The following is a 13,824-nucleotide window of genomic DNA, read 5'->3' on the forward strand; positions in this document are numbered from 1 at the left end:
ATGGCAAGTACCCCTCCACCATTCGCGTGAAGGACGCGAATGGTCCCCCTCCCCGAGCGAAGCTCGGGGAGGAATAAGGGGAGTCACCGCCCGAGCAACACCCGCGCCTGGCCGGCAATCTGCGCCAGCATCGCCGCATTCGGCGCGGTGGCGCTTCGCGCGCGATCGACCACGGCCTTGAATTGCGCCACGCGCTCGGCATTCTTGCTCAGCCAGCTTTCCACCAGCGCCTGCGGGTCCGTCTCGCTGCGCCCGAGGAAATCGAGCCGCAACTGCTGGAAATCGCGCGCCAGGCCGGCGATGAGCAGCCGTTCCCACGGATCGCTTGGGGAAATGCGCGCGGCATTGGCCTGCGCCCAATCCAGCCCCAGCGCCTGGCCGAGCCGGGTAAAGGCCCGCGTCAGCACCAGTTCGTCGAGCCCCAGCCGCTGGCCGAGATCGGCCAGCCCCACGGCCCCGTCCAGTTCGAACAGCCGCACCACTTTCTGCACCAGTTTCCTGGGCGCGCCGACGCCTTCCAGCCGCGCGGCGATGCGCCCGCTCTGCGCACTGGCTTCCTCGAGCAGCAGTGCCTTGGTCTGCTTGTCGAGCGCGGCGATGCCCGGGGCGAGACGGGCGAGCAGTTCGGACGGGCCGGTGCCCGGGCGCGAGATGCGCAGCAGATCGGCGATCTGCGCGCGCGTGCCGACGGCCACCTCGTCGAACAGCGCGATCCGCGCTGCCTCGGGCATTGCCGCTGTCTCGATCTCGCGCCACAGATCGGGCAGGTCGAACAGCCGCTCCGCCACCACGAACAAGGCGGCGATGTCGGACATCGCCGCGCCTTCCTCCTCGGCCAGTTCGAACGGATAGAGCACGCCCATCCGGTTGATGATGCGATTGGCCAGCTTGGTCGCGACGATCTCGCCGCGCAGCCGATGCTCGTCGATCGCCTGGGCGAACTTCTTCTGCATCGCCTTGGGGAAGGCGGCGTGCAGATCGCCGCTCAGCGCCGGGTCGGTCGCCAGATCGCTCTGCTCGATCGCGTCCTGCAGCGCGAGCTTGGCGGTGGCCAGCAACACGGCCAGTTCGGGCCGCGTCAGCCCGCGCAATTCCTGCACGCGGCGCAGCAGATCGTCATTGCTGGCCAGCCCCTCGACCGCCCGATCGAGCCGGCCGGTGCTTTCGAAAATCTCGATCACCCGGACATAGCTCGGCAGCGCCTGCGGCCCGTCATGCTCGGCCACCGACAGCGCCAGCGTCTGCAGCCGGTTATCCTCAAGCACGAGATGCGCGACATCGTCGGTCATCCCGGCCAGGAAGGTGTTGCGCTTGGCGTAGCTGAGGCGCCCTTCGATCATCTCGCGGTTGAGCGCGATCTTGATATTGACCTCGTTATCCGAGCAATCGACGCCCGCGCTATTATCGATGAAGTCGGTGTTGATGCGCCCGCCCCGGTTCGAAAAAGCGATGCGCGCCGCCTGGGTGACGCCGAGATTGGCGCCTTCGCCGATGGCGATGGCGCGCAATTCCTCGGCATTGACGCGCAGCCGATCATTGGCGGGATCGCCGACCTGGATATTGTTCTCGGCCGCCGCCTTCACATAGGTGCCGATACCGCCGAACCAGATCAGATCGACCGGCGCCTTGAGGATCGCGGAAATGAGCGCGGTCGGCTCCATTTCCTCGGCAGTGATGCCCAGCGCAGTGCGGATCTGCTTGCTCAGCTTGATCGTCTTGTCGGTGCGCGGGAACACGCCGCCGCCCTTGGAGATCAAACTCGCGTCATAATCCGCCCAGCTCGAGCGCGGCAGCGCGAACATGCGGTTGCGCTCTTCCCAGCTCGCCGCCGGATCGGGATCGGGATCGAGGAAGATGTGGCGATGGTCATAGGCTGCGACGATCTTGAGCGTCTTGGACAGCAGCATGCCGTTGCCGAACACGTCGCCCGACATGTCGCCGCAGCCAACGACACGGATCGGCTCGGTCTGAACATCGACGCCGCGCTCGGCGAAGTGGCGCTGCACGCTGAGCCACGCGCCCTTGGCAGTGATGCCCATCGCCTTGTGATCGTAACCGACCGAACCGCCGGAGGCGAAGGCGTCGCCGAGCCAATAATCATGCTCCAGCGCGATCGCGTTGGCGACATCGCTGAACGTCGCCGTGCCCTTGTCGGCGGCGACGACGAAATAGGGATCGTCGCCGTCCAGGATCGTCACGTCGGCCGGGTGGATGACCTTATTCTCGACGATATTGTCGGTGATCGAGAGCAGGGCCCGGATGAACACGCGGTAGCTCTCGGTGCCTTCGGCCAGCCAGGCGTCGCGGTTGGACGATGGCGGCAATTGCTTCGGGTAGAAGCCGCCCTTCGCCCCGGTCGGCACGATCACCGCATTCTTGACGCGCTGCGCCTTCATCAGCCCGAGAATCTCGGTGCGGAAATCGTCGCGGCGATCGGACCAGCGCAGGCCGCCGCGTGCCACCGGGCCGGCGCGCAGATGGATCCCTTCGACACGGGGGCTGTACACCCAGATTTCGCGCCATGGCACGGGCGCGGGAAGGCCGGGAATGAGATGGCTGTCGAGCTTGAACGCCAGCGCCGCTTGCCCGGCCGGGGCAAAGGCGTTGGTGCGCAAGGTCGCTGCGATCACGCTGAGCAGCGCGCGCAGGATGCGATCGTCATCGATCGCCGAGACCGCGTCGAGCCCGCGTTCGATCGCCGCATCGGTGGCGACGATGCTGGTCGCGTGGCGCGCCGGATCGTGCGCCGCGGCGAAGCGGTCGATCAGCGATTTGGCTACCTGCGGCGCGCGGCGCAGCGCATCGACCACGGTGGTCAGGCTATAGGCCAGCCCGGCCTGGCGCAGATAGCGGAACCAGGCGCGGAACAGCACGACCGCATCCGGCGCCATATCGGCATCGACGATCAGGCGGTTGAACGCGTCATTCTCCGCTTGGCCCTCGAGCACCGCGGCGATGGCGTTTTCCAGCACGCTGGGGTCGCCGGTGAAGCTGCGCGCCGCTTCGACATAGAATTCGTGGACGAAGCCCTTAGCCTCGTCGGTCAGCGCATGGGGCAGTTCGGCAATCACGCGGAAGCCGAAATTCTCCAGCACCGGCACCGCATCGGACAGCGCCAACGCGCCGCCCTGACGGTAAATCTTCAGCCACACCGCGCCATCGGCGCCGTGATACAGCCGCACGTCGCGATCGCCGGGGTTTTCCAGCCGTGCCAGGCGCACGATGTCGCGTGCCGCTTCATCGGCGCTGGCATGGTTGCGATAGTTGGGTGGGAAGGTCGCGGCGTGACGCAAGGCGAGCCGTGCAGCGCGCGCGGGATCGAGCAGTTCGGCCAGCGCCGCTTCCACCGCCGGAGCCCAGCCGCGCACCATCCGCGCGAGGCGCGTGTCGAGCGGGGCGGGGTCGGGCATCTGCCCGTCACCGCGCAGATCGAACGTGTAGCGGATCAGCGCGACGACCCCGTCCTCGAGCGACAGGCTCCAGTTGAGCAAGCCGCCATTGCAGGCCTCGGCCAGCATGTCGCCGATCGCCACGCGGCGCGCGGTGCTGAGATCGTCGCGCGGCAGCCACACGAAGGCGAACATGTGCCGCCCGAGCATCGAGCGGACCAGCACCAATTTGGGGCGCGGGCGATCGGCCAGCGACATGGCGGTCAGCGCCAGGTCCTCGAGCGCGTCGGCCGCGAAGGCGGTGACCAGATCGTGCGGCAGGGCGGCCAGCGCATGGGTCAGCGCCTTGCCGGTATGGCCCTTGGGATCGAAGCCGAACTTGGCCTCCAGCGCGGCCAGCCGGGTGCGCAATACGGGCACGTCCTGCGGCGCCGCGCCGAGCGCCGCGCTGGTCCACAGGCCGGCATGGATCGACAGGCCGGCGACGCGGTCGCCATGCATCACCGGCACCAGCACCAGATCGAGCGGTACGTGGCGATGCACGCCCGAAATGAGGTTCGATTTGAGCAGCAGCGGGGCCTCGCCGCCGTGCGCGAAATGCGCCACGGCCAATTCGCGCGATGTTTCGGCGAGGATCGGCACCTGATGCGGGTTGCGCGCGATGCCGACGCGCGTGGCGCTTTTCCCGTCGATCCACGTTTCGTGGCCGAGCAGCGTGAAGTTCTGATCGAGCAGCCAGCGCAGCAACGCCGCCCCCTCGCCGTCGCTGTCATGATGGCTGCTGGCGAGCAAGGTATCGGCATCCTGCGCCAGCGCCTGTTGCAGCGCCGACCAATCGGCCACCGCAACGCGCACATCGGCGAGATTGGCGGTCAGTTCGGCCAGCAGGTCGCGCCGCTCGCGCGCATCGGCGCGTTCCAGCTCGATATAGATCATCGATTCCGGCTGGCCGGTATCGCCGACCGCGGTCAGCGCGCCGGTCTCGTCGCGCGTCACGCGCAGCACCGGATGGATGATGCGATCGATGCCGATGCCGTGCGCGCCGATCGTCGCGGCGATCGAATCGACCAGGAACGGCATGTCGTCGTTGATGATGGCCAGGCGCATGCGGCGGCGCGGGTCGGTGCCGGAGATCGGCTCCAGCTCCAGCGCCGGCGTGCCCGGCGCGCGGCATTCGGCGGTGGCGGCGACGAAGGCGGCGGCTGCCTGCCGCTCCGGCTTGTCGAAGCCCTGCAATTCTCCCGGAAGAGCGCCCTTGGTCAATCGGGCGGCAAGCGCGTCCGACAGCGATTTCAGCGTGGTTTTGGCCATGGCCAAGCCCTATGCGCCTGCCGCTTTTTTAGCTCAACCCCCGGCAGGGTGCTGATTTTCCGTGCACGAGGGCGATCGGCCGATCGCGCCTCAGGCGGCGGCGCGGATCGCCTTGTCGGTCAGCGCGGCGTCGTCGAGCGTGGCGACGACGTCGAGCGCCCCATCGACGCCGGCGCGCGCCAGGAGGATGACATAGTCGCCCGCCGCCGTACCCGTCTCGAGCGACAGGCTGGCGAGACTCGGGCGATCGTTCAGCGTGGTGCGATAATCCTTGGCCGCTTTGGCCGCGGGCGCGCGCAAGCCGCGCTCCGCCTTGACCACGCCCTTGATCCCGCCCTCGAACCCGTCGAGGAAATCGCCGAGCGCGCCCGCCGCGACGTTCACCCGCCGGGCATGGCCCAGCACGGCGGCATATTCGGCCAGTCGCGTCTTGTCGTAATCGGCGCCGAACACGAGCTTGACGATCGGCGTCATCGGCGCGCGCAATTGTATGGCGATGCCGGCCTGGTCGAGCAGCGCCTCATAGCCGCCGGGATCGCGGTCCGCGGCGATGGCGAAATCGTGCGCCCGGCCGAGCGCGCGGTACAAAGCGGCGCGGCCGCGCGTGTCGGCGGCGCGCACCGCGGCGGCGGTCTGCTGCGCCAGGCTGAGCTGGTCGGCCAGCGTGGCCGAGGCCGGGGCGTCCGCTTCGGCCGCGCCATCGTCATCGCTACCATCGCGTTCGGCGCTGGGGCCGTCGGCCCAGGCCGGGGCTGCGGTCAAGCTGCGCGGCGCGGCGCGGACCGAGGCGGCAACCTCGGCGTGGAGCTTGGCCTGCGTGCCGGGGTCGACCAATTCCTTCCAGTTGATCACGCCGTAGATGTAGTCGATCGTGTCCTCGTCGGACGAAAACGGCATCAGGATGCCGCGATACATCGTGTTGTGGCCGCGCGAGCTGACGAATTCCGCCTCGAACCCGATCGGCGCGCGGTTGGCGATGATCTGCAGATAATGGTCGGTCAGCCGCGACAGCAGCGATCGACCCGGCACCTGCGAAATCTTGCTCACCGAGGCATCCAGCGCGCATTCGTCGCGCAGCGCGCGGCCGAGAAAGGCGATCGCCGAATCGTCGATTCCGCGCGTGAAATCGAGCAACACGCTGTGCGGGCCGAAATCGGCGATATTGGCCGGATCGAGTTCCTCGATCGACGGATAGGCGCGCCCGCGCAGCAAGGAAACCCAATGATTATAGGCGCGTACGTGCATGCGCCGCTCGTCGTTACCGATCTCGACGGTCGGTTCCTCGACGCTTATGTCGGGCTCGTATTGGTCCTCGAACATCCGAACACTATCCATCGCAAACACCTCTGGCTCGGCCGGTCGCCCGGTCCGTTGCTCGCCCTGCTTGTGCACCGTGCGTGGTAAACGATGTGTAAAGGCACCCGCCGGCGCGTGGCCCTTGCCAGCACCAACCGACCCTGCTACCCGCGCCCCTCGCAGATGCCGCACGACGGGATCCGCCATGCCGCTTTAGCTCAGTTGGTAGAGCATCGCATTCGTAATGCGGGGGTCACAGGTTCGAGTCCTGTAAGCGGCACCAGTACATAAGCAGAACACTCCTAGAAAACCGCAGAAATATGCGGTATGCTGCCTTTCGGCGGTCCCATGGAATCTCACTTTGTCCCGCCGTGGCCCACTAAGAAGGGGCGACGAATCAAGGGGCCACGAACGATGCAGGAGGCGTGGCCCCATGCTTACGGTTGTGCAGATTCGTGTGCTCAAACCAGCTGAGCGTCCTTATAAAGTTGCCGACGCAGACGGTCTGTATCTGTTGGTGCAGCCGTCCGGCACTTTGCTCTGGCGTTTTCGCTCCCGGTGTTGCGGCATTGAGAGGAAGCTTTCGTTGGGCAGCTTCCTCAATGTCTCCCTGTCTCAGGCACGCAAAAAGCGAGACGAGGCCAAGGGAGAGCTGGATGATGGCATCGATCCTGTCGAGGAGAAGCGTCAGCGTCGGCTGAAAGCCGAGCTGGCGGCGCAGACCAGTTCGGGCTCGTCGCAGATCATGGCGCGATTATAGACGACCTCGAGCAGTATCAGGACGCTTACCTAGCGCTTGCGGATGGGAAGCAGTACGCCGCCGCGTCCTCTCCCGCAGTGCGCGCACGGATCGACCGCATTTACCAGGCGGGCCGGCCGTCCTCGATATATCCGTTCGTGCTTCAGCTTCTGCTTAACTTTGAGAAGGAGGCGACAACGGCCGCCGCGGGCGCGATGCGACGCCGCTCGCCTCGCAATGCCGGCACCGCATGGTCGATAAAGGCGCGAATGGCCGCACGCCTGCCAAGCGACACCAATCCTCCGAACCCCGCATTGACGACGCCGAGCGCTCCTGCCGGGGCCCGGTGACATAGACGGGCGCGCCCGTCGTTTAAGTTACATGAGCGACGTTAGCACGTCGAGAAATGCGCGGATTTTCGAGCTCGATAGGCGACGCGAGTTTTGCAATGCCCAGATCTCGACCTTCGGTCCGTCATCCACGCCCCAGGCGACCAATCTGCCGGCCGCGATGTTCTGCGCTGCGAGCAGTTTCGGCATGAGCGCGACGCCCGCGCCGGCGAGCACCGCGTCCTGCACCATCAAGAAAGAGGAGAAGCGCAGCCGTATCTGCGGGCTGAGCACGCGCACGCCCTGAGCGGTCCTGATCCGCCAGAGCGCGTCTGTCGACGTGGCTATATGCCCCACCGCAGCGACGGTCACCGCCGCGCCTTCGCGCTCCGCCACAAAGGCATTGGGCATCTCCGGCGATGCCACCAGGAGCCGCTCGTCTTCCAGGATCCGCCGCCCCACGAGCCGTTCGTCGGGGTTCGGGTTGATGCGGATCACCAGATCGTAATTGTCCTCGACCGGGTCGACCATGCGGTCCTCGGCGACGATCTCGACGACAACGTGAGGATAGGCCTCGACGAAATCCGCTGCCACGCGCGGCAGCAGGACGTGCGCGAGCACGATCGGCGCGCTGATGCGGAGCGTACCGCTCGGGATCGATGCCCCCGCGGCGACGGCTTGCTCGGCCTCGCCGATCTCGGCGAGCGGTCCCTGGGTGCGCTCGTGCAGCGCGCGTCCTTCGGGCGTGAGGCGCAGCGTGCGCGAGCCGCGGTCGATCAGCCGTACCCCCAGATGCGCTTCCAACTCGCTTACCTTGCGAGACAGGGTCGCCTTGGGACGGTGCGCCGCGCGGCTGGCCCGACCGAAGCCACCATGCGACGCAACGAGATTGAAGTCGGCAAGCGCCGCGAGATCCATAGTTCGTTCCACTTTCGAGACGATGCGTCCCAATCATGGCATCTTCCTCGCTTTATCGGAACGGCTATCTTGGTTGCAGGGACGACGAGATCGTCTCCACGATCAAGGAGATACGACATGACGATATTGGTAACCGGCAGTACGGGCACGATCGGCACTCAGGTCCTGGCCTTTCTCGACGGGCACGGCGCCGAGGTGCGCGCACTGACCCGCACACCGGAAAACGCGCAATTCCCCGCCGGCGTCACCGCCGTGCAAGGCGATCTGTCCGATATCGACAGCGTCCGCGCGGCGCTGCACGGCGTGAGCACGCTGTTCCTGCTGGCGCCGAACGCGCCCGACGAATTGACGCAGGCGATGCTGACGCTCGACGCGGCGCGCGCTGCTGGGGTGAAGGGGATGGTCTATCTGTCGGTGTTCAAGGGCGAGGCCTATGCCGACGTGCCGCACTTTGCGAGCAAGGTGACCGTCGAGCGCATGATCCACGCCGCCGCGCTGCCCGTCACCATCCTGCGCCCGGCCTATTTCATCCAGAACGACCTGCGGCAGAAAGACGCCCTGCTCGGCGGCGGCGTGTACGGCATGCCGATCGGCGCGCGCGGCATTTCGATGGTCGATATCCGCGACATCGGCGAGGCTGCCGCCAAGGAACTGCTGCGCCGCGAGCAAGCAGCGGCGCCACTGCCGCGCGAGACCTACGAAGTGGTCGGTCCCGATGTGCTCACTGCCGACACGATCGCAACATTGTGGAGCGACGTGCTCGGCAGGCCGATCGGCTATGCTGGCAACGATCTGGACGCGCTGGAACAGCGGCTGAAGGCGTTCGGACCGGCGTGGCTTGCCTATGACATGCGGCTGATGATGCAGCGCTATCAGCAGGATGGTGCGATCGCCACCGATGCCGAGATTGCCCGCCTCGCGACGCTGCTTGGTCACGCGCCGCGCACGTATCGCGCTTTCGCGGAGGCTGCGGCTACTGCGTGGGCGGCGGCCTGACCTCTGAACCCCCGTTACGAGGAGACCTCTCATGACCAGCATCCTGTTCGTCGGCCAGAAGCCGGAAACTGTGGACTTTACCGACCCGTCGCTGCCGCCCGGCTTTGATGCCGACAAGATCAACGCCGGCATCGCCATCGCGCTCGAAAAGATCCGCGAGCGCGGGTGGCACAGCGACACCTGCATGATCACGCCCGATGCTGCGGGCAGCGCGATGCTCGAGACGGCGCTACGCGACGCCGCCTATGATTGCGTGGTGATCGGTGGCGGCTTGCGGCTGCCGCCCAAGAGCCTCGGCCTGTTCGAGCGTGTGGTGAACCTCGTCCACAAGGCGGCACCCAATGCCGCGATCGCCTTCAATACGCGGCCGGAAGACACGGCCGAGGCGGCCGCCCGCCAACTCGTGGGGCGCTGACGGCGGTCGGCGCTCGGGTAGCAGGCCTATCCGAGCGCCACTTACATCGCCGGGCGGGTCTCACCCACTTTCCCACTGGCCTACCGCCGCCGCAAAACGCTCATCTGCAGTTCAGCCGCTGATCGCGCCCTGGAGGGAAGATCCTAGCGACCCGCGGGCGTTGAGCGCCCATTCCCCGCCGTTCCGACCACGCTGGGTGTGATGGCAGCCCAAGTGAGACCGGTCAGCGCGGCGAGCACGAACGTCTCGATGAAGAACTGCCCTTCGGCGGCAAAAGCCAACGGCCAACTGTCCTTGATCCAGAAACTGAACAGTCCGGTGGCCACGATCCGGCCCCTCATCAGCAGCATAAGCACGACGAATAGCGCAATACGGCGAGGCTTCGTGCCATCGAGGGCTGGCCAGAGCAGGTAGATCAAGACGAACGAGGCGATGGTCGGCTCGATGAACATGCCATAGATATATTTGTAGACGTATAGGCCGTACGGCATCGTGTGTACTTCAGGCGCTTCGGTCAGCTGTAGCGTGGCGGTGATCATGTCCGCGAGATACTTGAGCAGCGGCAACAGGCCGAAATAGCCGATCGCGCTTGCGATGAGGACCGCGACCAGCAGCGGCGCGGGCCGCTCTGGTCTCACTTTTCGGGCGATGACGAGCGCGATGGCGCCACTGTAGAAGGACAGCAACGCGTTAGGCAGCCGAGTCATCAGCAGGTAGACCCAGCGCAGGTCGATCCACCCATCGGAGACGATGTTGTCGACAACGATAACGCGCAGCGTTTCCTGCAGCAAAACGATCAGCAGCCCGAAGATCGTGGCAGCGAGCAACGTGCTTCGCCTATCGAGAAACCAGCTGGCGAGATGGCAAACGTACACCATCGCGCCAAGCCGCACGACTTGCCCGACATACCTAGCCCAGGGCGGGACATCGCCTTCATTCGGATAGGGTATACCGAGATGCGCGATAGCGAGGTCGTGTGATCCCAGCGCCAGAAATGCCGTGATGATCAAGCCCAACGCCAAGATGATCGCGTTTCTCACCGAAGGGGTCACCTGCCGGACCGGCTGCGCGTTGGTCACAAAATTCCTTACGATATGGGCAGGTGTCTTGCCTCTATAAGACAGGCGTTGACGATGCAATGAGCGTCATGGTGCCGGGCTGCCGACTTGATGCCGCCGGTAGCCACCAATTGGACAGCCTGTTCCCGACCAGATCGGCTATGGTGATCCTTGAAAAGATCGGTAGACTTCACCCCACCACGCTACGGATTGGTCCAGGATCATGCGGGTTCGCAATGCAACGGCCGGTCGCGCGATCAGATCGTTCGTCAGCGCGTTCAGCGAACGCCGCGCCGTGCTGAACGGCGATGTGGTCACAAAACCGCTGCCGGCGCGGCCCGATCAGTTCATCGAGATTTATCTCGCCGACCGCTACGGCGTGTCGCACGATGGTGGCCCGCACGAAGCCTCGCCCGACCTGGTCGTGGTCGGACCGCAAAGCTACCGGCGCACGCAGCTGTTGATGTCGGGCGATATCGATGTCTTCACGATACGCTTCCAGCCGGGCGGCTTTCACGCACTTTTTGGTATCGATATGTCTGCGCTGGTCGACGAGGGCGTCGTCGCCAGCGATATTGTCGGTGCGGCGTCCGAACGGCTCCGCGACGCGGTGCTGGGCGCGTCGGATTTCGCTGCGCGCGTTGCGAGGGCGGAACAGTGGGTCCAGGATCGGACGACCAATGCCCGACCGCTCGACGCCGTCGCCCACGCCGCTTGGCTGTTGTCACGCGCCAAGGGTCGGCTCCGGATCGATATGCTCGCCCGACGCGCCGGGTTGGGTGAGCGGCAATTCACCCGCCGGTTCACCACGCAGGTCGGGCTGCCGCCGAAGCTCTATGCCCGCACCATTCGCTTCAACGCGGTGCTCGCGACGAAGGAGGCCCGCCCCGACGCCACATGGACCGACCTCGTTCACGCCGCCGGCTATGCCGATCAGGCGCATTTCATTCGCGAGTGCCACGCGTTCAGTGGAACGACGCCCGCGCGGTTTTTCGCCGAATGGTCGGGCCCATGACGGATTCGTTCAATTCGGCGTAGTGCCGTTCGGCTAGCTTTCCCGCAACAACGGGAGCGGCAAGCAATGACACGACGTGATCTGGCCATCGGTTTGATGGCGCTACCGATGATGCCCGCGGCGGCACGAGGAACGACCATGGCACCGGACGCTACAACCCGGAAAGTCCAGGACCTGCTCGACCGGTGGCTGGCCGCCTGGAATGCTTCCGACATGGACGCGATGTTCGGTCTGTTTCGGACCGACGCGCACTGGGTCAATATCGTCGGCATGCACTGGCAGGGTCGTGCCCAAGTCGAGCATGCCCACCGGGTCTATTTCGATCTCATGTTCAAAGGTGTGCACCAGTCGCTGGAAGCGATCGAATCCATCGTGCCGATTGCGGGTGGCGCGGTGACCGTGGTGGTGCGGTGGTCGCTGGGCGCGTTCAAGACGCCCGACGGCCATCTTAATCCGCCCAGCCGCGACAGGATGTCGCTGGTGCTAGCGCCCGAAGGCGAGCGCTTTGTCATCGTTCACGGCGCCAATATCACGATCGTGGAAGAGGCGCAGCGCTTCGACCCGATGTTCGGCGCACCCAAATCGTGAACGCTGGTCATGCCAAAGCGCTGCTGACGGGCATGCTGCTGATCCATCCAGGGCGGAGGGGGGCATCCCGAACGTTTATTTGGGGCACCGCCACGGCCCGTCGCTCGACACTGCGATCGTGGATCAGATCTCGTCGTAGCTGAATAGCCACATCGAGGACGCCTGCTTGCTCGCTTTGTCACCGGTGCTGTGCAGGCGACCAACCGCCGTATAGTTGGCGCCGTTCTTCAGCGCGCCGGACGGCATCAGCGGCGCCAGCCGCGGTGCGACGTACAGGACCAAATCATGGCCATCGGTGGTGGTCATGTTAACGGCCGTATAACCGAGCTTCCCGCCGAGCAGCCGCGCGTTGGCCTGGCCGAACCCGGTCGATGATTTCAAGCTGGTGATGCGGCCCGATACCCGAATGAGGTGGCCATTGGGCTGATCGGTGTCCGGGTTGAACGGACGCTTGGTACGCCGCCGTTCGGCTGCGATCGTATTGTAATGATCCAGCAGCTGGCCGAGACTTTGATAGTCGATCGTCCATCTGCTGCGTTCCGCCCAGAACAACGTTCCGTTGAAGCTGCTGAGCAGTGCATCGGTCCAGCCAGCGCACCCGTCGGCATCCTCGCAATTCGGCCACGCCGCATCGATCCACTGCAGCAATTGCTTGTTCGGATCGGAGAATTCGGCTTCCTTCGCGAGGCCGGGACCGAACGCGACGGCGGCCTGATGCTGCCGGGGGGCGATAACGGCGACGGCGCCATTGCCGACGTCGAGCTTCCCGACGCGGAGCTGGCGCATCATCGCCCAGGCATAATCGTTTGCCGACAGGCCCTTGAGATCGTTGACGACCAGAATGCTCAGCTCGACGCCGGCATTCTTGGCCAAGCCGTACAGTCGCTGTTCCATCGTTTTCACGCGTACCGGATCGAGCCGTCCGGTTTCATCGACGATGAAGCGGCCGTATTTGAACGGGGTCGATCCCGGCGTGGGCAATGTGCGGGCGGGGACCGACACGTTGGCGATCGGCGGCACGGCGACAGAGGGTAGTGCCGGACCCCCTCGGGCTGCGGCGGCGGTCCCGCCGGAGGAGGCGCTCGGCGACGCCGCAGGCGCGCCGCCGCTGCGGCAGTCCAACCCGCCTAATTGAGTGCAAGACTCCACCCAGCCTTGCCGGATCGATTCGGCACGCTGGTTCTTCGGCGGATGCGTGGACGAGCCGTGATTGCTGCCAACGGCCATGATCATGCGCTGCGCATCGGCCAGCGGCGCGCCCATCTTCTGCAGCACGTAACCGCTGAATTTGTCCGCCTCCAGTTCGATCTCGGGACGGCTGCCGCCCGGGACGATCGTGTGCCCCGACAGATGGTGGGCGATCTCATGCGCCATGATGCTGATCGGCCCCCAGACGCTGCCGCCCACCTGCGCCTCGGCAGCCTTCATGAATTCGGGATTGAACGCGATAACCCGGCGCGGCACGCGCTTGTCATCGAGCAGGATGACCGCGGCCGCGTTGGGCACCGGGCCGGACACGACGACGAAATTGGCCGGCAGGCCGGTATAGCCCATGATCCGCGTGACGGCACTGGCGCAGTCCTGCGGCGCGCCGCCGGTCAGTGCGGATGCCGCGGCCTGGACCGGCTTGCCGTCATAGGAACAGGCTTGGAGCGTCGAGGCGATCGCTTCGACCCGGGCGGCGCTGGCGGTTTTGCTTGGGTCGTCCGCCTTGCCGCATCCGCCGATCAGAAGGGCCGCCATGGCAGCCGCCGATGCTCGATGCAGGTC

The 13,824-nt window shown here is 65.7% G+C and carries 10 protein-coding genes and 1 tRNA gene; 6 read left to right on the top strand and 5 right to left on the bottom strand.

Annotated features, from left to right (window positions below; translation table 11 throughout):
• Positions 1–83 precede the first annotated feature (83 nt).
• Positions 84–4,700, bottom strand: coding sequence for an NAD-glutamate dehydrogenase (locus tag U1739_RS10355; protein WP_332707579.1), 4,617 nt, complete (start codon positions 4,698–4,700; stop codon positions 84–86).
• Between the two features lie 90 nt (positions 4,701–4,790).
• Positions 4,791–6,020 (bottom strand): PAS domain-containing protein, encoded by a 1,230-nt coding sequence (locus U1739_RS10360; protein ID WP_332707582.1) that lies wholly within the window; start codon positions 6,018–6,020, stop codon positions 4,791–4,793.
• A 183-nt stretch (positions 6,021–6,203) separates the two neighbouring features.
• On the opposite strand from U1739_RS10360, the gene U1739_RS10365 reads away from it, so the two are divergent.
• Together U1739_RS10365 and U1739_RS10370 are read left to right on the top strand one after the other, a co-directional pair.
• Positions 6,204–6,279, top strand: a tRNA-Thr gene (locus U1739_RS10365).
• A 150-nt stretch (positions 6,280–6,429) separates the two neighbouring features.
• Positions 6,430–6,756 carry an Arm DNA-binding domain-containing protein gene (locus tag U1739_RS10370; RefSeq protein ID WP_332707587.1) on the top strand — a complete coding sequence of 109 codons (327 nt, stop codon included), beginning with the start codon at positions 6,430–6,432 and terminating at the stop codon, positions 6,754–6,756.
• Positions 6,757–7,112: 356 nt separating this feature from the next.
• Here the strand turns inward: U1739_RS10370 and U1739_RS10375 are convergent, their stop codons facing one another.
• Positions 7,113–7,982 (bottom strand): LysR family transcriptional regulator, encoded by an 870-nt coding sequence (locus tag U1739_RS10375; RefSeq protein WP_332707590.1) that lies wholly within the window; start codon positions 7,980–7,982, stop codon positions 7,113–7,115.
• A gap of 117 nt (positions 7,983–8,099) precedes the next feature.
• Between U1739_RS10375 and U1739_RS10380 the strand changes: the two genes are divergently transcribed.
• Together U1739_RS10380 and U1739_RS10385 are read left to right on the top strand one after the other, a co-directional pair.
• Complete coding sequence (locus tag U1739_RS10380; protein ID WP_332707593.1) at positions 8,100–8,978, top strand: NmrA/HSCARG family protein; 879 nt, start codon at positions 8,100–8,102, stop codon at positions 8,976–8,978.
• A gap of 31 nt (positions 8,979–9,009) precedes the next feature.
• Positions 9,010–9,393: a hypothetical protein gene (locus U1739_RS10385; protein WP_332707596.1), complete on the top strand. Its 384-nt coding sequence runs from the start codon at positions 9,010–9,012 to the stop codon at positions 9,391–9,393.
• Between the two features lie 143 nt (positions 9,394–9,536).
• On the opposite strand, the gene U1739_RS10390 is transcribed toward U1739_RS10385, so the two are convergent.
• Positions 9,537–10,532 (bottom strand): hypothetical protein, encoded by a 996-nt coding sequence (locus U1739_RS10390; protein WP_332707599.1) that lies wholly within the window; start codon positions 10,530–10,532, stop codon positions 9,537–9,539.
• 142 nt (positions 10,533–10,674) lie between these two features.
• Here U1739_RS10390 and U1739_RS10395 point away from each other — a divergent pair, with 142 nt between their 5' ends.
• Positions 10,675–11,466: a helix-turn-helix domain-containing protein gene (locus U1739_RS10395; RefSeq protein ID WP_332707602.1), complete on the top strand. Its 792-nt coding sequence runs from the start codon at positions 10,675–10,677 to the stop codon at positions 11,464–11,466.
• A gap of 138 nt (positions 11,467–11,604) precedes the next feature.
• A complete protein-coding gene (locus tag U1739_RS10400) occupies positions 11,605–12,054 on the top strand; it encodes an SgcJ/EcaC family oxidoreductase (RefSeq protein ID WP_332707603.1) in 450 nt (149 codons plus the stop codon).
• A 123-nt stretch (positions 12,055–12,177) separates the two neighbouring features.
• Here U1739_RS10400 and U1739_RS10405 read toward each other — a convergent pair whose 3' ends face one another.
• Entirely contained in the window at positions 12,178–13,797 is a 1,620-nt protein-coding gene (locus tag U1739_RS10405; RefSeq protein ID WP_332707605.1) for a TPM domain-containing protein, read from the bottom strand.
• Positions 13,798–13,824 lie beyond the last annotated feature (27 nt).

This window comes from Parasphingomonas puruogangriensis, from assembly GCF_036663635.1.
Taxonomy (GTDB): Bacteria; Pseudomonadota; Alphaproteobacteria; order Sphingomonadales; family Sphingomonadaceae; genus Sphingomonas.

Excerpts from the sequence above, each read along its gene's own strand:
- U1739_RS10395 (WP_332707602.1), top strand. The coding sequence starts at position 10,675 with ATGCGGGTTCGCAATGCAACGGCCGGTCGCGCGATCAGATCGTTCGTC.
- U1739_RS10400 (WP_332707603.1), top strand. The coding sequence starts at position 11,605 with ATGGCACCGGACGCTACAACCCGGAAAGTCCAGGACCTGCTCGACCGG.
- U1739_RS10380 (WP_332707593.1), top strand. The coding sequence starts at position 8,100 with ATGACGATATTGGTAACCGGCAGTACGGGCACGATCGGCACTCAGGTC.
- U1739_RS10360 (WP_332707582.1), bottom strand. The coding sequence starts at position 6,020 with ATGTTCGAGGACCAATACGAGCCCGACATAAGCGTCGAGGAACCGACC.
- U1739_RS10405 (WP_332707605.1), bottom strand. The coding sequence starts at position 13,797 with ATGGCGGCCCTTCTGATCGGCGGATGCGGCAAGGCGGACGACCCAAGC.
- U1739_RS10385 (WP_332707596.1), top strand. The coding sequence starts at position 9,010 with ATGACCAGCATCCTGTTCGTCGGCCAGAAGCCGGAAACTGTGGACTTT.
- U1739_RS10370 (WP_332707587.1), top strand. The coding sequence starts at position 6,430 with ATGCTTACGGTTGTGCAGATTCGTGTGCTCAAACCAGCTGAGCGTCCT.
- U1739_RS10355 (WP_332707579.1), bottom strand. The coding sequence starts at position 4,700 with ATGGCCAAAACCACGCTGAAATCGCTGTCGGACGCGCTTGCCGCCCGA.
- U1739_RS10375 (WP_332707590.1), bottom strand. The coding sequence starts at position 7,982 with ATGGATCTCGCGGCGCTTGCCGACTTCAATCTCGTTGCGTCGCATGGT.